This window comes from Micromonospora sp. NPDC005087 (assembly GCF_042872965.1).
GTDB lineage: Bacteria > Actinomycetota > Actinomycetes > Mycobacteriales > Micromonosporaceae > Micromonospora.
This window is the reverse complement of the sequence record NZ_JBIALB010000005.1, coordinates 232,758-251,081: the sequence shown is the minus strand read 5'-3', so window position 1 is coordinate 251,081 and position 18,324 is coordinate 232,758. Positions and strand designations below refer to the sequence as shown.

Annotated in this window: 17 protein-coding genes; 11 read left to right on the top strand and 6 right to left on the bottom strand. The window is 69.7% G+C overall.

Annotation, left to right across the window (positions count from 1 at the left end; all coding sequences use genetic code 11):
* Positions 1-165 precede the first annotated feature (165 nt).
* On the bottom strand, positions 166-486 hold the full coding sequence (locus ACFYPS_RS15020) for a hypothetical protein (RefSeq protein ID WP_203123010.1): 321 nt from the start codon (positions 484-486) through the stop codon (positions 166-168).
* 144 nt (positions 487-630) lie between these two features.
* Between ACFYPS_RS15020 and ACFYPS_RS15015 the strand changes: the two genes are divergently transcribed.
* From ACFYPS_RS15015 to ACFYPS_RS14990, 6 genes are all read left to right on the top strand, one after another.
* The gene (locus tag ACFYPS_RS15015; RefSeq protein WP_354967070.1) at positions 631-1,497 is read left to right on the top strand and encodes a GntR family transcriptional regulator; all 867 of its coding nucleotides are present in this window, start codon (positions 631-633) and stop codon (positions 1,495-1,497) included.
* Complete coding sequence (locus ACFYPS_RS15010) at positions 1,494-2,207, top strand: HAD hydrolase-like protein (protein ID WP_354967069.1); 714 nt, start codon at positions 1,494-1,496, stop codon at positions 2,205-2,207. Before ACFYPS_RS15015 ends, ACFYPS_RS15010 begins: the two co-directional genes overlap by 4 nt.
* Positions 2,208-2,425: 218 nt before the next feature.
* Positions 2,426-3,541: a MerR family transcriptional regulator gene (locus ACFYPS_RS15005; protein ID WP_354967068.1), complete on the top strand. Its 1,116-nt coding sequence runs from the start codon at positions 2,426-2,428 to the stop codon at positions 3,539-3,541.
* A 1,305-nt stretch (positions 3,542-4,846) separates the two neighbouring features.
* Positions 4,847-5,023, top strand: a complete 177-nt coding sequence (locus ACFYPS_RS15000) for a hypothetical protein (RefSeq protein WP_387324859.1) — start codon at positions 4,847-4,849, stop codon at positions 5,021-5,023.
* A gap of 90 nt (positions 5,024-5,113) precedes the next feature.
* The gene (locus ACFYPS_RS14995; protein WP_387324856.1) at positions 5,114-5,533 is read left to right on the top strand and encodes a hypothetical protein; all 420 of its coding nucleotides are present in this window, start codon (positions 5,114-5,116) and stop codon (positions 5,531-5,533) included.
* Between the two features lie 208 nt (positions 5,534-5,741).
* The gene (locus tag ACFYPS_RS14990) at positions 5,742-6,278 is read left to right on the top strand and encodes a hypothetical protein (protein ID WP_387324853.1); all 537 of its coding nucleotides are present in this window, start codon (positions 5,742-5,744) and stop codon (positions 6,276-6,278) included.
* A 12-nt stretch (positions 6,279-6,290) separates the two neighbouring features.
* On the opposite strand, the gene ACFYPS_RS14985 is transcribed toward ACFYPS_RS14990, so the two are convergent.
* Positions 6,291-6,698 (bottom strand): hypothetical protein, encoded by a 408-nt coding sequence (locus ACFYPS_RS14985; RefSeq protein WP_387324850.1) that lies wholly within the window; start codon positions 6,696-6,698, stop codon positions 6,291-6,293.
* A 105-nt stretch (positions 6,699-6,803) separates the two neighbouring features.
* Entirely contained in the window at positions 6,804-6,959 is a 156-nt protein-coding gene (locus tag ACFYPS_RS14980) for a hypothetical protein (RefSeq protein WP_387324847.1), read from the bottom strand.
* Positions 6,960-8,051: 1,092 nt separating this feature from the next.
* On the opposite strand from ACFYPS_RS14980, the gene ACFYPS_RS14975 reads away from it, so the two are divergent.
* Positions 8,052-8,303, top strand: coding sequence for a hypothetical protein (locus tag ACFYPS_RS14975; RefSeq protein ID WP_387324844.1), 252 nt, complete (start codon positions 8,052-8,054; stop codon positions 8,301-8,303).
* A 353-nt stretch (positions 8,304-8,656) separates the two neighbouring features.
* On the opposite strand, the gene ACFYPS_RS14970 is transcribed toward ACFYPS_RS14975, so the two are convergent.
* The 3 genes from ACFYPS_RS14970 to ACFYPS_RS14960 all read right to left on the bottom strand — a co-directional run bounded on the left by ACFYPS_RS14970 (position 8,657) and on the right by ACFYPS_RS14960 (position 14,711).
* Complete coding sequence (locus tag ACFYPS_RS14970; protein WP_354966366.1) at positions 8,657-9,445, bottom strand: SDR family oxidoreductase; 789 nt, start codon at positions 9,443-9,445, stop codon at positions 8,657-8,659.
* Positions 9,446-9,495: 50 nt separating this feature from the next.
* Positions 9,496-10,071 carry a TetR/AcrR family transcriptional regulator gene (locus ACFYPS_RS14965; RefSeq protein WP_354966367.1) on the bottom strand — a complete coding sequence of 192 codons (576 nt, stop codon included), beginning with the start codon at positions 10,069-10,071 and terminating at the stop codon, positions 9,496-9,498.
* Positions 10,072-10,271: 200 nt separating this feature from the next.
* A complete protein-coding gene (locus ACFYPS_RS14960; protein ID WP_387325163.1) occupies positions 10,272-14,711 on the bottom strand; it encodes an HAD-IC family P-type ATPase in 4,440 nt (1,479 codons plus the stop codon).
* Between the two features lie 217 nt (positions 14,712-14,928).
* Between ACFYPS_RS14960 and ACFYPS_RS14955 the strand changes: the two genes are divergently transcribed.
* The 4 genes from ACFYPS_RS14955 to ACFYPS_RS14940 all read left to right on the top strand — a co-directional run bounded on the left by ACFYPS_RS14955 (position 14,929) and on the right by ACFYPS_RS14940 (position 18,302).
* The gene (locus ACFYPS_RS14955) at positions 14,929-15,189 is read left to right on the top strand and encodes a hypothetical protein (protein ID WP_354966368.1); all 261 of its coding nucleotides are present in this window, start codon (positions 14,929-14,931) and stop codon (positions 15,187-15,189) included.
* Between the two features lie 113 nt (positions 15,190-15,302).
* Positions 15,303-16,682, top strand: a complete 1,380-nt coding sequence (locus ACFYPS_RS14950; protein ID WP_387324839.1) for an MFS transporter — start codon at positions 15,303-15,305, stop codon at positions 16,680-16,682.
* 51 nt (positions 16,683-16,733) lie between these two features.
* Positions 16,734-17,387: a GAP family protein gene (locus tag ACFYPS_RS14945; RefSeq protein WP_354966370.1), complete on the top strand. Its 654-nt coding sequence runs from the start codon at positions 16,734-16,736 to the stop codon at positions 17,385-17,387.
* Between the two features lie 132 nt (positions 17,388-17,519).
* Complete coding sequence (locus ACFYPS_RS14940; RefSeq protein ID WP_387324836.1) at positions 17,520-18,302, top strand: SDR family oxidoreductase; 783 nt, start codon at positions 17,520-17,522, stop codon at positions 18,300-18,302.
* The last annotated feature ends 22 nt before the right edge of the window (positions 18,303-18,324 follow it).

The following is an 18,324-nucleotide window of genomic DNA, read 5'->3' as shown; positions in this document are numbered from 1 at the left end:
GCGCCAGCTCTTGCGAGGTGCCACCACCGCAGGTGGTGACCGGACCAGGAACGTTGGAATCGGAATCGTTCCCGGGCCGTATGCAGTTTTGAGTTCAGCGGACCATCAGGCCGCTTCGATTGCCACGGACACCAGGTGGCTCACACAGCACGTCGTGCGAGGGACCTACTTGCCAGCCGGGGAACCAGTCTTCGGCTTCAGCGAGACCGCCCGGAACGCGACGCCGTTGCGCCCGTTGGTCGCCCACGGAATGGCCTCCAACTGCTCGACGGCCAGGAAGTCGCCCACCTTCACGCTCGGCTTCTCTCCCGCCGTGGTGATGGTGATGACCTCCCCGCCGTTCTCGTCGAGCACGAAGACCTGGGTGGACCACATGAGCCGGCCCGTGTTCTTCTCGGACTTCTGATTGCCGTTCTGGTCGTTCTTCGGCTCCGGGTCCTTCGACGCCGTCACCTGCTTGCTCGTGGTGTCCACGTACAGCTTCACAACAGACCTCCTGTGTCTGAGGCGCTTTCGCGCGGTTCCGGCTAGCTTGGCTAGCCATGTCAAACATAGACCGGCCTGGCTAGCCAAGCAACACCTTGGCGCGGGATTTTTCCGACCTGGCTAGTCAGGCTCTATCCTTGTGGCATGACGATGGAGCCTGACCAGCTGGCGGACCTGGACCCGGACGACTCTCGGCCTCAGTCCCAGCAGATTGCTGGGGTGCTGCGGGCCGCGATCCTCACCGGGAGGCTGGGCCCTGGCGACCAACTGCCTTCGCAGCCGGCCCTTGCGGCAAGGTACGGAGTAGCGCGGGAGACAGTGAAGAACGCGCTTGATGTACTACGCCGAGAGCGTCTGATCCTCTCGCGGCAGGGGAGCGGCTCATACGTGCGGGCGCAGACAGAGCGGCCGGTCGGGCTACGCCCTCACATAGAAGCCGCCTTCGCCAGCCCCAACGTGACCATCGACTTTGCGGGCTTCTCCGGCGAAACGCTGCACGGGGCCATGCAAGAGCCGCTCGACAAGATCCGCGCAGGCAGACTCGCGCCAGAGTCGGTGACCATCCGGATGCTGTTGGTTGACCTGAGTGTGCCTACGGGAGTGCCGTCACGAGCTGCCGACGGAATGGACGACCCCGCCGTACGTGCCCGAGCGGAACGGATTGTCCGTCGGCATGCCGAAGCGGTCGCTGAGTCTGTAGGCGAACTAGCTGCACTCGGTCTCATACGATCCGCGAGAGTCGAGATTCGGACTCAGGTCACCGCGCCTCAGTTCAAGCTATACGTCTTGAATGGGGTAGAAGCCTTTTTCGGCTTTTACCCCGTCGTGCAACACGCTGTCACCATCAAGGAGCAGCAGGTTTCGATCAATGACGTCATGGGAAAGGACGCCACCCTCTTCCACGTCTCCATTGATGATGAAGGCGGGGCGCTCGGCGCTGAGTACGTAAGCCAGGCGCAGACATGGTTCAACAGCGTATGGGACAACGTAGCGCGGACCTACGCGCTATGAGCGCCGTCGAGGCGCAAAGCCTTACCTTGGTGGCCAGCAGGGCCAGGATTTTGCTCCTTGACTTTGACGGCCCAGTCTGCGACATCTTTGCCGAATATCCTGCACCTCAAATCGCACAGGAACTTGTAGACCTGCTCGAAGAGTTGGGACAACCTGTCGCCCCAGCACTGATCGGCGAGCGGGATCCTCTACAGGTTCTCCGAATCACTGGCCGCTTGTATTCGACCACGGTGCTCGGCAAGGTGGACGCGGCATTCCGTGCCGCTGAGTGCGCAGCCGCAAAGACAGCGATCCCCACGCCTGGCGTCGATGACGTGATCGAGTCCGCGCTAGCGACAGGGAGAACGCTGATTGTCGTAAGCAACAACTCGCGCGAAGCTGTCGTAGCTTACCTGAAGTCACACAGCTTGCTGGACTCCTTTGAGGCTGTCATCGGCCGGTACGAGGGGTTGAACCCGGAACTACTCAAGCCGGATAGGCATCTACTGGACCTTGCCTTGGAAGGGGATGAGGCCCAGCGAGCGACGTGTGTCCTCGTAGGCGACTCCACGACCGACATCCAAGCCGCGCAAGCAGCAGGCGTCGGCAGCATCGGCTACGCGAACAAGCCAGGGAAGAGCGAGGCGCTTACCCAAGTTGGCGCAGACGCGGTCATCCGCCAGATGACCGAGCTTTCGACCGCGCTTCGTGACGCACCTCGCGGCTGGTGACTTGGACAGCGCGGACAGGAAGCCGGCCGGACTGCCGGCGTGTGATCCGCCAACTGATCCGCTACGCACCTCCGCCAGGTGATGTGCGACAGGGGTCTAGGGCCTAGCGGCAGGTCGGCGGAGCGTGAACGCACGGTTCTGCCGATGAGCGGAAACTCGATCATGTCAGCAGCGAAGCGCTTGCTCCTCACGCGGCGTCATGCCACATAGTCGGTGACGTGGAGGAGCACCTGACCGTGGGGCGTGTGGCGGAGTTGGCCGGCGTCAGCGTCCGCACACTGCATCACTATGACGAGATCGGCCTCCTTGAGCCGTCCACGCGGACCGCGGCTGGGCACCGGGCCTACTCCCCGGGCGACGTGGAGCGACTCCGGGAGGTGCTCGCCTACCGGCGGCTCGGCTTCGGATTGCGGGAGATCGCGGATCTGGTTGACGATCCGGCCACCGACGCAGTCGCGCACCTGTGCCGGCTGCGCGGCCTGCTGATGGACCAGCGCGACCGCGCTGCCGCCATGGTGACGGCCATAGACAGGGAACTGGAGGCACGAGCAATGGGGATCAGGACGACGCCAGAGGAGCAACTGAAAGTGTTCGGCGCGCAGTTGTACGACGCCATCGGATCCGCGTACCCAGCGACGCGGCGCACCGAGCCACGGATCGCCGCGCGCATCTGGGATGCGCTGGGGGACGCACGAACGGTACTGAACGTCGGGGCCGGCACCGGCTCCTACGAACCCCCCGACCGCGACGTCACGGCGGTGGAACCGTCGGCGGTCATGCGGGCGCAGCGTCCCGCGGGCGCGGCGCCGTGCGTGGCCGCCGCTGCGGAGAGTCTGCCGTTCGAGGACCAGTCCTTTGACGCCGCGATGGCGGTCAGCACCGTTCATCACTGGCCGGACCCGGTCGCCGGGCTGCGTGAGATGCGGCGTGTGGCCCGCCGCGTGGTGGTGTTCACGTACGACGCCGATGACACCGGCTGGCGTCAGCGGTTCTGGCTCACCCGCGACTACTTACCTGAGTTCGCAGACCTCCTCGTCGGCTGGCCGTCCCTGGCCGACCTGACCCGCGCGATCGGAGGACGCGCGGAGCCGGTGCTCGTCCCGTGGGACTGCGCTGACGGCTTCTTCGAGGCACACTGGCGCCGGCCTGAGGCGTACTTGGACGAACATGTGCGCCGCGCGGTTTCGGTATGGACCAGAGTCGGACCGCAGGCTGAGCAACGGGCAGTCAGCACACTCCGCGAAGACCTTTCCTCAGGCCGGTGGGCCGAGCGCAACCGCGACCTCGTCGCCCTCGACACGGCAGAGCTCGGTCTCCGCCTGCTCGTAGCCTGAACCACCGTGCGCGAGAACGCCGCCAGAAAGCTGACCGCCGGGATCATTAGATACTGCCGCGGCGACGCTTGGCCTCCGCGGCGCGCTCAACCTGGACGTCCTTGCCGTACGGGTCGAGCTTGGACCTGTCGGCTCAGCTCATGAGCTGCATGAGAGAGCGACGCGCAGATCCGGTGCACGCTCATGCCGCGATCCGCGCGGACGTCGCAGATCAGTTGGCGGACGACTGTCGCACATCAGCCGACGGAGGACAGCCGGACTGCCGGCGATGTTGTGCAAAGTTTCTGTACGTCTTCAAGGCGGCCCTGAACGGGCCGCACGCGCCGCCGCCTGGGCGCGCGTCCGACGCTCCGCTATCGCTCCACGCCGGCCACGCAGAACGCCCGTCGGCTGGCGCGGAGAGCGGGAAGCCCGAGGCCGCCGCAGACGGTAGCGACGTGAGTGGTTGAGGTTCGCGGGCCGGCAGCCGGCCGGGCGCGGCGGCCGTCGCACCGCCGCGCCGTAGGGCGGGTCACCGCCGGCCGTGGTGGGGATGCGGCGCGGAGGATGCGGGGCCGCCCCTCCGACCTCAAGGGTGCTTCGCATCGCTGCGCGACGGGCCCTACGGGCCGCCCTTGACCTCGGAGCCTCTGCGACCCCTCGGGCCGGCGTTGCCGGCAGGCGGGGGCCTGCCCGGGTTACACGCGCCGCATCCCCACCACCGCCTCGTCGCGCCGCTGCCGGGTCAGCGCCCGTCCTGATGTCGATGCCTACTTGACGTCAGGACGGCGGGGAAGACGTTTCCAGCGACGATCAATCGGGCGGCCGGCAGCCCTGCTGCGACTATTAGTGGCGTAGGTCACTACATCGTGATCTATCGTTGCGTTTGCCCTTGTCGCTCAGGACTGTCCACAGGCACCCCACAAGTTCGCACACAATGGACGAAGATGTAGCGCCAGTCTCGCACACCGTGATATCAGGGCAAACTTCCCCAAACATCAATGCCGAACACGTGTTCCCACGCCGCTTCCTCGGGGGCTGTGGATAACTCTTCACAGATACCCACATATCCACAGGCTCGACTCGACGACCCCTAGATGTTGTGGAATCAAGCCGATGTAACCCGCTGCGGCGAGTGGGGCTTGCGTCGAAGATCTCGTAGCCCTAGCGTCTCTCCCAGCAGCATGAAAGACCTGGCGAGTGCCAGGTCGGGCACTCACCAGGTCCGGTACTTCGCGAGAGTTCGGACTGTAGCAGGGTGTCGCCTTCCGACGCGAGGGGCGACCTCTCCGAGTTGCCCCGCAGCTCGGAGAGGAGGTGACTCAGATGGCGAAGTCGAACCCGCTCAACCCCGGGAAGGCTGCCCCGAAGTCCGGTCAGTACCGGCCGGCCAAGGGCGGTAACGAAACGACGGTCCCGAAGGGCACGAAGCTTCCCCCCACCCCGAAGGGCGGACCTTGGAAGCTCGTCGATCCGTCGAAGAACAAGAGCGGCCGTGGCTGAGTTCTAGCCGTCCGGTATAGCTTCAAGCGGTCCATGCCGTCGCGTCACGGCATGGACCGCCTTCGTTATTTACAATGCACTCCAGGGGGCATGGTGGAAGAGCAGATCTTGGAGCCTGCGGGCACGACCTACAAGGACTGGGTCGGGTCGGCAGCCGCAGAGGACAGTTTCATTAAGGGGGCTGGCAACCTCTACAAGCTCGCCGGGCTCGATCATGACAAGTGGTCCATCTTGGCCATCGATGTGCATGCATTTAGTCACGGAGCGCCGTCCGATTGGCAGGTCTCCGTCTATGCACTCGATCGGGCGAATGTCACCCCCGACAACTACGACGGGTTGAAGGCCCTGGAGGCCGAACAGGGATCGGTCCCGGTCACCGAGTTCAAGCTGCACAACGTCTCCTTGGAAGACGTAGTCCGCTGCATGAAGGTGATGCACGTGCAGCTTACGAGGCGCGAGTTCCAGCGGCTCAACGTCGTTGATCGGGCGGACTTCCCGCCGCAGGACTAGGCGTGGCACAACCTGGCGTGCCCGTTCCGTGCCCGCTGTAGCGGTCAACACAGGGCGAGGGTGGCGAGGTGATGCACGGCAACGCATCCCTCTCCCCCTCTTCTGCCAGGTGACGCAGTCTCAAGCGACGTCGATCAACCCGGTTCCCAAGCTGATGACCGATCCACCTGAACGTGACAGTTGCCCTGGCCTACGGGAGTATCGCCGGGTGGGCGCGACCGAAGTAGCACTCTGGGTCCCTCTTGCCGCCGGCGTTCTCGGCATTGTGGGTGCCTTGGCAGGCACCGCGGTTACTCAACGGGCCACGAGGAAGCGCGAGGATCGCCGCTGGGAACGCGAGCGTGAGCTGGACCAGGTCCGCTATGAACGCGAGCGTCTTGCGCGGCAGCGCGAACGCCGGACTGCCCTCTACGTGGACTTGGCCGAGTACACGCAGAGCGAGCAGTCCGCCCTGGAGGCCGCGACTGACGAGTACAGCGAGCGCCGAGTTCAGGTGCCCGACCTTCAACATCCGGATCGACTCACAGCACGCGTGAAGTTGTATACCACCCCTCAGGTGCGTGAAACCTGGATCGCTCTGGTCCGAGCGATGGAACTCCTTCGCTGGGAGTGGTCCGAAGGGGACGTTAACCGAAACGAACACCACAGCTGGTTTGATCAGGACAACCCCGCCGTGGTCGAGCTGGGCATGGCAATCAAGGAGATGCAGTCAGCACTGAGGGTGGCCGTCGACGAGGATGCCTAAGTTGTCCTCGGGCTAACGACGAGACGTACGGCTCACCGTCGGGTCCTCCAACGGCTCGTCGTTGAACACCTTGCCCATCAGCGCCTCCACCGCCTCTGCCGACGTGCGGCCGTCAGCGAGGAGATCCTGACCGTAGTCGCGCAACGCCCGTTCCACACCGTCGAGTTGCTCTATCAAGTCGGCGGCTTGGGCCATAGCTGCGGAGGCTTCGGCTTCGGCGATCGCCAGACGCTCCACGTGATCGCCGGATGGCACTGCGGACGCGCCGAGGGTGGCGTGGACCTCAGCGACTGCCAGCAGGTCCCGGCGCCGGCCGCGCTTGAACCAGCCCGCCATCGAAGCGGAGCAAGCAAGGTCGACGAGTTCTTCGGCGCGGCGTGCGTGCCAGTCGGCGGAGAAGGTCGGGGCGGGTTCGTTCATCGTGGTCTCCGTTTGTGGTTGATCGATACGGCCCGTCGCAAGCGGGCCCGTTAACCTCCGCGAGACGAGGGGGCAAGCAGGGCATCCCACCTGCCCCCTGAGCGGTCAGGCGATGAACAGCGCGGCGAGGGTCGCGGTGGCGGCAAGGAGCGTCGCCACCGCTGTGACCAGCGCCGTTACGGCCGTGAGGTAGCCGATGCGGTGCGTGTGCTGGTCAACGCTTCGCTTGGTCCCTTCATCCCTGCTTGATAGCCTGGGCACTCGTTCTCCTTACCTGGTGCGTTGCTAGCGGACCGTCACGGAGTTCGATGCGGCACCCGTTCCTAGGCGGGTGCCGCTCCGTGTCTATGCAGGTTCTACACGGGCCTTATGTCAGTCCCTGTGAGCAGGGACGGGGCTTGGCTACATCCGTGTAAGTCCTCCTGGTGCAAATCGAAGCACTCGATCAGCACTGAGTCCAACATGGGCAGTGGACAAGCCTCGGGACAACCTGTGGATAGGGGCATCCGGACAGGTGTGCTAGCTGTGCACATCCTGTGGGCAACAAGGAGAGCCTGAGTTCCGGAAGGCGGTGTGAGCAGCTAAAACGCAATCCACACCCTGTGCACAAGAATGTTTCGGTCCTTGTGAGTAGACGACCGGCTGTTTTTCCACTACTCAGCAGTAGTAAGGGTTTAGAGAACCCGTCATGGGGCTGTGATAGGGGCTAGCGCCGTCAGCGAAAAGCGGCGTCGATTGTTGCTAACCCTTGGCAGGAGGTGATGGTCCGCCGAGCAAGGGCGACAAGTGTTGCCACTCGTCAACGACATTCAACGCCCGTCACTTGCCTTTGCAGGGCAGCGCCCTGGCGCTGCTGATGGAGCGGTGTTCGAGGGGGGCGCGGCCAGCGATGCGCCGGAGTTGCTGACACACGACCGGTGAGCCCGTGGGTACCAAGGGCGTATCCGAAGATCATCGGGCACAGATCTGGCACAGACGACAGCGGAAATGCACGCGAAAGGTCGAGAGATGTCGAGGACCGCAAACCAGGCCAGGGGGCCGACAGGTCCACTTTCAGTGGATCTGCCACGGCCTCCCGGGTTAGGGGTTCGAGTCCCCTGGGCTCCACCAGCACTTTCCTTGGTTGATCTAGGGTCCCGATCACAGCCAAGCGGTCACGCCGTCCCTTCCTCGCCCAGCACCCGATCGATGCCGAGGCAGCGTGACGAGCCCGCGCGGGCAGGACGTGCCCGTAGGTGTCGGCCGTCATCCGGATCGTGGAGCGCCCGAGCAGTTCCATGACGCGCCGCACAAGGCGACGGCTGTCCATATGCCCGAGGCTGGCAGCTGTGTGCCACCGCTACCGTGATGCCCGTGACGACCTACGAGGCGGGCGCAACGGCCGTGGACATCCTGCTCGCCAGCGCCGCTGTCGCCGTGGTCGGGTGTGCTGCCTGGGTGGTCATCAGCAGCCGACGTGCGTCAACGGTTCGGCTGTTCGGGCGGACAGTGCATCACCCCCTGCTGTGGGCCGCAGGGGCAGCGTGCATGGGGTTCTACGCTCTGCTGGGGCTGGGAAACCTCACGGAGGTCACGCCCAGCACCTGGCGCACTCCGAGCCGTTGATCAGTGCTGTGCTGTTACTGGCCGCGTTGGCTCTAATGGTCACCTACGGGGTCCTTGAATCTCGCGCCAGGCGTCGGATTGGTCGTGAGTAGCAGCAATTTGGGCCGTGACGAGCGCCAGCGTGCCCGGCCGTCGGCGATGTCAGGGCGCTCGGCTGCCGCGCCGCTCCGCGGCTTGCCGCCGGGTACACAAACGTCCAGGCGCGCGGAGAGCCCGCGGCACGGGGTTCGAGTCCCCTGGGCTCCACCAGCACTTTCCTCGGTTGATCTCAATCCCGGTCACGGCACCTTCCGCGGCGCCAGGCAGCACGCGCTGCCTGGCCGCGATGTCCACGTCCTGAGGGACAGCCGTGGTTACAGGGTCTTGACCTGGCCGCCATCGAGGATGAATTCGGAACCGGTGGTGTTGGCGGAGCGGGCGGAGGCAAGGAACAGCACCAGGTCGGCCACCTCGCCGGCCTCGGTGACCCTGCCGGTGCTGATCGCCATGCTCTGCGGCACGACCTCGTCGAGCGCCTGCTGGGCGGTGACACCCGCGCTGGCGGCGACGGCGTGGGCGAAACCGTCGGGCCCGGTCCAGAACGGGGTCCGCACCGGGCCGGGCGAGACGGCATTGACCCGGACACCGCGCGGTGCGAACTCCTCCGACAGGGTCTTGGTCAGGTTGGCGACCGCCGCCTTCGCCGCCGAATAATCGACCACCATCGGGAACGGCAGCCGGGCGTTGATGCTGCTGATGTTGACGATCGTTCCGCCGTTGTCCAGCAGGGCGGGCAGGGCCGCCCTGCTCGTGCGTACGGCGCTGAAGAACGTCACGTCGAACACGCGTGCCCACTCGGCGTCGTCGACGTCGAGGAATCCTGACCGGACGCTGCCGGCACCAACGTTGTTGACCAGCACATCCAGTCGCCCGTACGTCGACAGCGCGGCGTCGACGAGCCGCTGCGGGGTATCCGCGTCGGTGATGTCGGCCAGCACCACGGTGGCCCCGCGCGCAGCCTGGGCGTCGAGCTCCGGCGTGCTCGTGCGGCTGCTCGCCACCACGTGCGCACCCTCGTCGAGCAATGCCGCCACGGTGGTGAGACCGATGCCCCTGCTTGCGCCGGTGACGATGGCGACCTTGCCCTGCAGTTCGAGATTCATTACCACTCCTGATTGTTGACTGATCTGTTCCTAATTCGGGCAGCAAAAAGTCAGTCGAGGGCGCCCAAAGCGACCTCCACGGCGTTGTCGAGGAACGCTCGATCCGCGCGGGCCTTACCCATCACCCGGAGACCCTGCAGGAACGTGGTCAGGAACTGGGCCAGCTCCTGCGGTTTCTTGTCCGCCGCGATCTCACCGCGGACCCGCGCCCGCTCCAACGCCCCGGCCAGGGCCGACTCGATCTGACCCATCGTGCGCGAAACCTGCTGCACCGTTTCCGGATGCGCCGAGCGCTCCGTGGTCGCGTTGACCAGCAGGCAGCCCAGCTCCGGATCGGCCAGGTCGGTCTCCACCAGCTCCAGGAGCACTGCCCGGAGCGCAGGACGCACCTGCTCCGCCCGGTCCAACACCTCGATCAGCCCGGCCGCGTGGCGCTGGCAGTAACGGCGAAGCGCCAGCGCGTAGAGCTGCTCCTTGGATCCGAACGCCTTGTACAGGCTGCCGCGGGCGATTCCGAGGCCCTCCACGAGATCCTCCGTCGAGGTCGCCTCAAACCCCTGACGCCAGAACAACTCCATCGCACGGTTCACCGCCGTGTCGATGTCGAACGTCCTTGGCCTGCCCATGCGACAACCATAGAGGTAGGGAACTGATCAGTCCACAACTGTGGGGGCAGTCACCCGTGGCGGCGTTCGGCGACATCGGTCAGACCATTGAGTGGATGCTGAATGCCGGTGCCTGCTGCGGTCGGTTGTCGCCGCCCGTCCACAAGGTGCGCCAGGTGTGAGCGGAAGACCCCCGTGGTCGGGCACGGTCAGCCCTCGGATCAGCTCGCCCCACCGTGGTCGGGTCGGGCCTGCGGCAGGTGCTCCACCAGCTTGGTGAGCGCGCCATTGGCGAAGGTGGCACCGAGCGCGGACCCGGCCCCGATGGTCCAGCCGACCGGTCCGAGCGGGGTGCAGCCGAAGAACTGGCTCACCCCCGGCGTTTGCACCACCACGACCAGCACCCCCAGCGACGCCGCCGTGGACGCCAGCACCGCCGGGCTGGTGCCGCCGGCCAGGATCGTCTGGCCGAGCTGGGTGCCGACCAGGGAGACCAGCGCGACGGTGCCGGCCCGCTGACGGCGGCCGGTGTACCGGGCCAACGTCCAGCCGGCGGTCGCGCCCAGCGTGGTGGCCGCCGCGCGCAGCCCGATCTCCCTGGTGAGCGTCTCTCCGAGCGAGGCGTCCGGGCCCTCCCGGAGCAGGCCGTCAGTGCGGTCCGCCGCGGGCGGGCGGATCGCGATGGCGAGCGCCGGCGCCAGGTCGGTGAGGAGGTTGACCAGCAGCAACTGCCGTCCGGTGAGCGCGGAGCGGCCGGTCGCCGCGGCGGTGAGCACGCTGAACGCGATCTCGCCGAGGTTGCCGCCGACCAGGATGCTGAGCGCGTGCCGCACCGACGACCACATCGCCCGCCCCTCGACCAGGGTGGCGATGATGGTCTCCAGTCGGTCGTCGGTGACCACCAGGTCGGCGGCGGCCCGGGCCGCCGGGGTGCCCCGCTGGCCGAGGGCGATCCCGACGTCGGCCAGCCGGATCGCCGGAGCGTCGTTGGCGCCGTCACCGGTCATCGCCACGGTCCGCCCGCACTTCTGCAACGCCTGGATGATCCGCACCTTGTGCGCCGGGGTGCAGCGGGCCACCACGTCGGTGTTGGCCAACCGCTCGGCGAGCGTCTCGTCGTCCAACTGGTCGAGTTCGCCCGCGGTGACCACCCGCTGCTCGTCGTGCTCACTGATGGTGGCGGCGATGGCCTCGGCGGTGGCCGGATGGTCCCCCGTGATCATGATGGTGTGTACGCCGGCCTGCCGGATCCGGCGTACCGCCGGGGCGGCGCTCTCCCGGACCCCGTCCGCGAGGGCGAGGAAACCCACGAAGGTCAGGGCCCGGACGTCCCCGTCGGTGACCTTCGGGTCGTCCACCTCGCACTCGGCGACGGCCAGGATCCGATGCCCGGCCCCGGCCTGGTCGGCCAGCATCCGTTGCAGCTCCGCCCGGCCGGCGTCGTCCAGCGGCTCCTGGTGGCCATCGCTGCGCCGGGCCGAGCAGCGCGGCAGCACCGTCTCCGGTGCCCCCTTGACGCTCAACAGCAGGTGACCGTCGGTCTCCCCGATGCTCGCGTGGTAGCCGCGCGACGGCTCGAACGGCAGCCCGCCCGCCGCCCGCCACCCTGCGGCGCCGGTCTGCTCCACCACCCCGGCCACCGTGGCGCCCCGCCGGACCGCACGGTCGGTCTGGAGCGCCAACTCCTCCGGATCGGCTGCGGCGGGAGTGGCCCGCAGCGCCGCAGCCAGCGTCAACCGGAGGCGATCGTCCAGCCGGTCCACCGCCGCGTACCGGTCACCGACGCCGTCGCCGACCCCGGCGAGCAGCAACTGACCCTCGGTGAGGGTGCCGGTCTTGTCGAAGCAGAGCACATCCACCCGACCCAACGCCTCGATGGTGCGCGGGTTGCGAACCAGCGCCCCGTGCTCGGCCAGCCGCCGGGCGGCGGCCAGCTGCGCCGCGCTGACCAGAAACGGCAGCCCCTCCGGCACCGACGCCACGGCGAGGTTCGCGGCGGTCGCCGCCGTTTCGGCCAGTGGTACGCCCCGGAGCAGGCCAGCGCCGGCCACCGCCACCGCCGAGCCGGCGGCCAACGGGATGGCGGCGCTGGTCAACGAGCTCAGGCGGGCCTCCACCCCGCTGGTCGGTGGCGCCTGCCGGACCAGCGCCAGGCTGCGCCCGGCCTCGGTGTCGGTGCCGATGGCCACCACCACGGCGGTGCCGTGTCCGGCGGCGACGGTGGTGCCTTCGTACAGCATCGAGTGCCGGTCGGCGACGGCGGCGGCGACCACCGGCCGGTCGGTCTTGGCGACCGGCAGCGACTCGCCGGTCAGCGACGACTCGTCCGCCTCCAGCCCCACCGATTCGAGCACCCGACAGTCGGCGGGCACCGAGTCACCCGGCTCGACGGTGATGACGTCCCCGAGGACCAGGTCCTCTGCGGCGACCACCCGCTCGGCGCCGTCGCGGAGGACCCGGGCGGTCACCGCCGAACGGGACAGCAGCTCGGCCAGCGACCGTTCGGTGTTTCGCTCATGCACCGCCCCGATCAGGGCGGACCCGCCGACCACGCCGCCCACCAGCGCGGCATCGACCAGCGAGCCGAACGACGCGGAGAGCACCGCGCCGGCCGCCAGCACCGGGGTGAGCGGGTTCGCGAGCTCGTCCACGAAGGCACGCAGCAGACCACCGCTTTCGGATGCGTGGTCGCCGCTCGGGCCCTGCCCGTCCTGTCGGCGCTGCGCCTCAGCGCTGTCCAGCCCGTCCGGTCCGGTGCCGAGCCGGCCGAAAACGGCGCCGACCGGCATCAGGTGCCAGGCGGTCGCCACCGGCGCCGGAGTGTCCGACCGGTCCGGCAGCCGCCGGGCCCGCCAGACGCCGTGCGCGAAGGCCAGCCCGGCCGCGCCGTTCACGGCGCCTATCGACCGGCCGGGCAACTGGGTCGGGGCGGCGGTGAACGCGCCGAGCGCCCCGAGACCGGTGCCGGCCATGGCCAGTCGAACGTTCTGTTCGGTCATGCGCCGGGCCACCCCGGTCGCCTCCACCATCAGCGCCACCGTCCGGAGGTCCGCGCCGACCAGCAGGTGCGCGCCCCACGGCGGCAGCTCCTCCGGAGCCGACACCCCGAGGCCGCAGTCGGACGCGCCCAGCGCCGACCGGTCCCCGGACACCAGCATCACCACCGCCCCGTCGCGCTGCAACGCACGTACCGAGTCGGTCAACTGGTCCCCGCCGGGCAGCATCGCGTCGGCGAAGCCGTACCGCTGCTCGTCACCGCCGGCCACGACCAGCCGCAGGCCGGCCTGCCGGGCCGCGGCCGGCAGGCTGTCGACACCCGGCGCGGGCTCCGGTTCGACCCGGAGCAGTGCGGCGAGCCGGTCGCCATGGGCCAGGCCGAGCAGCTGACCACCGGCCGCCCGCAGCCGGTCGCCGTCGGGCGTGTCGTCAGGATCGCTGGGGGGCAGTTGGTCCAGTGGCCCGAGCCGCCAGCCGTCCGCCGCCCGTGAGCCGGCCGGATCAGCCGGGTCGAACAACGCGAACGCCCGCTCGGCCACCTGCTCGACGTCCACGTCCCGCGCCGGGGCCAGGTCGGCCAGCACACCCCGGTCCGAGCCGAGCACCGCGGCGTCCAACACCAGCGTGTCGATCCGGTCGAGCTCGCGCAGCACGCTGCGGTCCATCGCGATCACGCCGCGCCGGGCCAGGATCCGGCCGAGCTGAGCGGCGTACCCCTCGCGTCCACTGCCGGGGGCCTTGGGCAACGCGGACAGGCCCAGCGCGGCGGCCCGTTTGGGGCCGGCGAAGGGCATCGCGGCAGCGGCAGCCGCCGCGCCGGCGGCCAGCATCCGGCTGATGTACCGCTCGACCGGGCCGTCCGGCTTGGGCCGGGGGCGTTCGACCACCGGCCACCGGGCGGTGGCGCGTTCCGGGTCGCCGGTCAGCCGTGGCTCGGCCCGTTCCCACGCGGCGAGCTGCGCCCGCGCCTCGCCCCACTGCACGATGCGTTGAGCGCCGTCCAGGACTATCCCGGCCCAGCCTCCGGCCAGGCCCTGCACCACCGCTTCGGCGAGCGGAAAGAGGATGTCGGCGCGCGGATCGGCGCGTAGGCCCCGGGCGGCGAATGCATGCAGCTTGGGTTGCAGGTCCACCGCGGTGAGCAACCCGGCCACCTCGGCGGGCACCGGCGTGAACGGCAGGATCCGGGTGGCCGCCGAGATGGTCAGGCCCAACGCGTCCGAGGCGAGCGCACCGAGGGTGCGGGGAGTTCGGGGCCCCTCCTCCGGTGGGTGCGGCGGCGGGATCTCCGGGTCGGGCTCGTGGTCACAGGTCTTCTCGACCCGGGCGATCGTGGCGATCAGGTCCGGCAGCTTCGGTTCTGGTGCCCGCACGGCCACCACCACCCGGCCGGACGGCGCGTTGACCCGGGCCCAGGCGACCCCCGGCATTCGCTCCAGCGCGCCCTCCACCTGCCGGGCCAGCCGGTCACCGCCGTCTTGGCAGACACCGTGCACCTCGATGTGGTGCCGGCCGGGCCGGGACCAGACCCGACGCCGGGTCAGGCCGGCCGTCCGGGCCAGCCGGGTCGCGGCCGAGCCCACGGTCCGGGACGCCTCGCCGACCAGATTCGGCAGGCCGAAGGACGGCAGGAGGCGGCCGACGGCCCGGCCCGCCGCCGTCATCGAGGCGTACGACTGGACGGACGCCGGCCCGACTCCCCGTAGCTGCCGCTCCCACCCACGCCCATCGTCGCCCTCCCGCCGCCTCGCGTCCGGCGGCCTGGCTTCCCGGCCTGCCATCCGTTATGCCCCGCGAGCAGCGGAACTTTCCGCAGGCGGCGGCGCATGGACGGGGTGGGCGGTGGAATCCGGCGAACGTCAACGGATACGGGGAGGCCGAATGAGCACGCTGACGCGACACCTCAACGGCGCGCAGGAGAACGTCCGGACGTACGGCCGGCGGGTGGAGGTGCCGATGCTGGGTCAGGTGGCGGTGCCGCCGCCGGACCGGATCGCGTACTACGCCGGGCTCGGGGTGCTCGCCGCACTCCAGGTCATTGAATGGCCGCTGGCCCTGGTGATCACCGCCGGCCACCTCCTGTCGGACCAGCACTTCTCGGGACTGGTACGAGGCGTCGGGGAGGCGCTGGAGAACGCTTGACGAGAGCCGGGTCACACCGGTTGACCTGAATCCGGGTTGAGGTCGCAGGCTGGGCGCATGCCGCGCACACCTCTGGGGACCCGCCCGCCCGACGCCCGCTCGGCGGGTGCTCGGTGACCGCCACCGTCGTACCGGCCCCGCCGGGGCTGTTCGCGCCCCGGCTGCGCGCGATGACGGTGGGCAGTGTCGCGCTGATCTCGCTGCTCGCGTTCGAGGCGCTGGCGGTCGGTACGGCGATGCCGACCGTCGCCCGCAGCCTGGACGGGCTGGCGCTGTACGGCATCGCCTTCGGCGGCCCGTTCGCCGCGGGTGTGCTGGCCATGGTGGTCTCCGGTATCTGGTGCGACTCGCGTGGGCCTCGGGGGCCGATGTGGCACGGCGTCGCCTGGTTCGTGGTCGGACTGCTGATCGCCGGGACCGCCCCCGTGATGGGTGCGCTGGTCGTCGGCCGGGTGGTGCAGGGGTTCGGCTCCGGGCTGCTCTCGGTGGCGCTCTACGTGATCGTCGGGCACGCGTACCCGGAGGAGCTGCACCGGCGGATCTTCGCCGCGTTCGCGGCGGCGTGGGTCGTACCGTCGCTGGTCGGGCCGGCGCTGGCGGGCTTGATCGTCGAGTACCTGGGCTGGCGGTGGGTCTTCCTGGCGGTGCCGGTGGTGGCGGTGCCGGCCGTGCTGTTGATCCATCCCGGCCTGCGGTCGCTGGACCGGACTGTGCCGACCCGGCCGGCGGCGGGCGCGGCGGCCCGCGTCGGCTGGGCGTGCGGGGCGGCGGTGAGCGCCGCACTGCTGCACATCGGGGGACAGCAGCGCGGTGCCGCCGCCGTGGTCCTGATCGCGCTCGCGGTGACCGGCCTGCTGGTCTGCGCTCCGCGCCTGCTGCCGCCCGGCTTCCTGCGGGCGGCCCGGGGCCTGCCCACCGTGGTCGGGCTGCGGGGTCTGGCCTCGGCGGCGTTCGTCGGCGCCGAGGTGGTCATCCCGTTGATGCTGTCCCGGGAGCGGGGTCTGTCGCCCACCGCCGCCGGGCTGGTTCTCACGGTCGGGGCGGTGGCCTGGTCGGTGGGCTCCTGGGTGCAGGGCCGGATTCCGCTGCCGGCCTCCCGCGCGAGCCTGCCGCGGTCCGGGTTGAGCTGCATCACGATCGGCACCGCCACGGTGGCGCTGGCCGTCCGGCCCGAGCTGCCGGTGGCCGTCGCGGTGCTGGGCTGGGCGGTGGCCGGCCTCGGCATGGGGTTGCTCTATCCGTCGCTGTCGGTGCTCACCCTGGAGCTGTCCGCCCCCGGGGAGCAGGGCCGGAACAGTTCCTCGCTGCAGCTGGGCGACTCGCTCTTCGCGGCGACCGTGCTGGCGCTCACCGGCGCTGTGCTGGCCGCCGGGAGCGCGCCGGGCCCGGCCAGCTACACGGCGACCCTGGTGGTGGCCGCCGGGTTGGCGTTGCTCGGTGCGCTGCTGGCCGGCCGGGTGGTGGTTGGCGGGAGGGCGCGGCCGGGCGGGTGATCCGTGGATTCGGCGGCGTCCGGCGCCGGTGGGCCGGGAGGATGGCGGGCGATGAACTTCCTGACCGTCCTTCCGTTGGCCGTGGTGATGGTCGCCGGGACCCAGTTGGTCGTGGCGGTCTTCCTCGCGTCGTCGGACCGTCCCCGGGCAGCGTCGCTGGGCTTCCTCGCCGGCGCCGGGCTGGTGGTCGCCGCCGGGGTGACGGTGGCGTGGCTGCTCGTCCGGCTGGTGGGCCGCCCGGCCGCCGATGCGACGGCCGTCGCGGGCCGGCTCGATCGCGGGCCCGTCATCGACCTGGTGGTGCTCGTCCTGCTCGTCAGCCTGGCGGTGGTGGTCTGGCTGCGTCGGAACCGGGCCGGGCAGCCGAAGTGGCTGGGGAGCATCGGGCACGCCGACCCCGCCTGGGCGTTGCGACTGGGCGCGCTGCTCTTCGTGGTGACGCCCACCGATGACCTGACCATGGCCGCCGTCGGGGCGAGCGTGGCCCGGCACAACCTGCCGTGGTGGCACCTGCTGCCGTTCGTGCTGTTCACGGTGACGTTGCTCGCCCTGCCGCTGCTGGCGCTGCTCCTGCTCGGGCGGCGCGCGGCACGGGTGCTGGCCCGGATGCGGGAGTGGGCCCAGGGGCACGCCTGGGTGGTCAGCGAAGTGTTGATCGCGTTCTTCACGCTGCTGACCGTGCTGGACCTGATCCGTTCGAGGTGAGCCGCCGCACACCCGGTCACGGGCCGTGCCGGGTCGCCGTCAACAGCGGGTGGCCCACGGGCGGCGCGGCCGCGCCGGACGGGTCGATGGGCTGGCGGATGCCGTGGTTTCGCGGCGGGACGGGAGGACGGGATGAGGGTTCTGGTCACCGGAGCGAGCGGTCGCCTGGGCCACGCGGTGCTGGCCCGGCTGCGCGACGACGGAGTCACCATCCGGGCGACCAGCCGACGGCCGCGTGCCGGCGGCGAGGTCGAGTGGGTGGCGACCGACCTGGCCACCGGGGAGGGGCTGACCGAGGCGGTGGCCGGGATGGACGCGGTGCTGCACCTGGCGTCCGCACCCCAGGGTCGGCGGACCTACCAGGTGGACGTGCTGGGCACGCGTCGGCTGGTGGTCGCCGCCCGCGCCGCCGGTGTCCGGCACCTGGTGTACGTCTCGATCGTCGGCGTGGACCGGGTCCCCATCCCGTACTACCGGCACAAGCTCGCCGCCGAGCAGGTGGTCGCGGCCGGCCCGGTGCCGTGGTCGGTGCTGCGGGCGACCCAGTTCCCGCAGTTCCTGGACGACATGCTGACCGCCAGCGCGCGGCTGGGGCTGGTGATCGGCGACCGCGCGGTGCTCGCCCAGCCGATCGACCCGGGCGAGGTGGCGGCGCGGCTGGCGGCTCGCCTGGTCGCCGGCCCGCTGGGCGGCATCGAGGAGTACGGCGGGCCGCAGGTGCTCCGCTTCGACGAGGCGGTCCGCGCCTGGCGGGAGGCCCGGGGATCACGCCGGCCCCTGCTGCCGGTGCGGATCCCCGGCCGGCTGGGTCGTGAACTGCGCGCCGGCGGCCTGGTCACCGAGGTGCTGCCCCGAGGCGTTCGCACCTGGGCCGACCACCTCGCTGACACGTACGGGGGAACCGGGCGGAGATGAGACGTACACCGGTTCACGTTCG

Excerpts from the sequence above, each read along its gene's own strand:
- ACFYPS_RS15015 (WP_354967070.1), top strand. The coding sequence starts at position 631 with ATGACGATGGAGCCTGACCAGCTGGCGGACCTGGACCCGGACGACTCT.
- ACFYPS_RS15010 (WP_354967069.1), top strand. The coding sequence starts at position 1,494 with ATGAGCGCCGTCGAGGCGCAAAGCCTTACCTTGGTGGCCAGCAGGGCC.
- ACFYPS_RS15000 (WP_387324859.1), top strand. The coding sequence starts at position 4,847 with ATGGCGAAGTCGAACCCGCTCAACCCCGGGAAGGCTGCCCCGAAGTCC.
- ACFYPS_RS14995 (WP_387324856.1), top strand. The coding sequence starts at position 5,114 with ATGGTGGAAGAGCAGATCTTGGAGCCTGCGGGCACGACCTACAAGGAC.
- ACFYPS_RS14985 (WP_387324850.1), bottom strand. The coding sequence starts at position 6,698 with ATGAACGAACCCGCCCCGACCTTCTCCGCCGACTGGCACGCACGCCGC.
- ACFYPS_RS14970 (WP_354966366.1), bottom strand. The coding sequence starts at position 9,445 with ATGAATCTCGAACTGCAGGGCAAGGTCGCCATCGTCACCGGCGCAAGC.
- ACFYPS_RS14965 (WP_354966367.1), bottom strand. The coding sequence starts at position 10,071 with ATGGGCAGGCCAAGGACGTTCGACATCGACACGGCGGTGAACCGTGCG.
- ACFYPS_RS14960 (WP_387325163.1), bottom strand. The coding sequence starts at position 14,711 with ATGACGGCGGCGGGCCGGGCCGTCGGCCGCCTCCTGCCGTCCTTCGGC.
- ACFYPS_RS14955 (WP_354966368.1), top strand. The coding sequence starts at position 14,929 with ATGAGCACGCTGACGCGACACCTCAACGGCGCGCAGGAGAACGTCCGG.
- ACFYPS_RS14945 (WP_354966370.1), top strand. The coding sequence starts at position 16,734 with ATGAACTTCCTGACCGTCCTTCCGTTGGCCGTGGTGATGGTCGCCGGG.
- ACFYPS_RS14940 (WP_387324836.1), top strand. The coding sequence starts at position 17,520 with ATGAGGGTTCTGGTCACCGGAGCGAGCGGTCGCCTGGGCCACGCGGTG.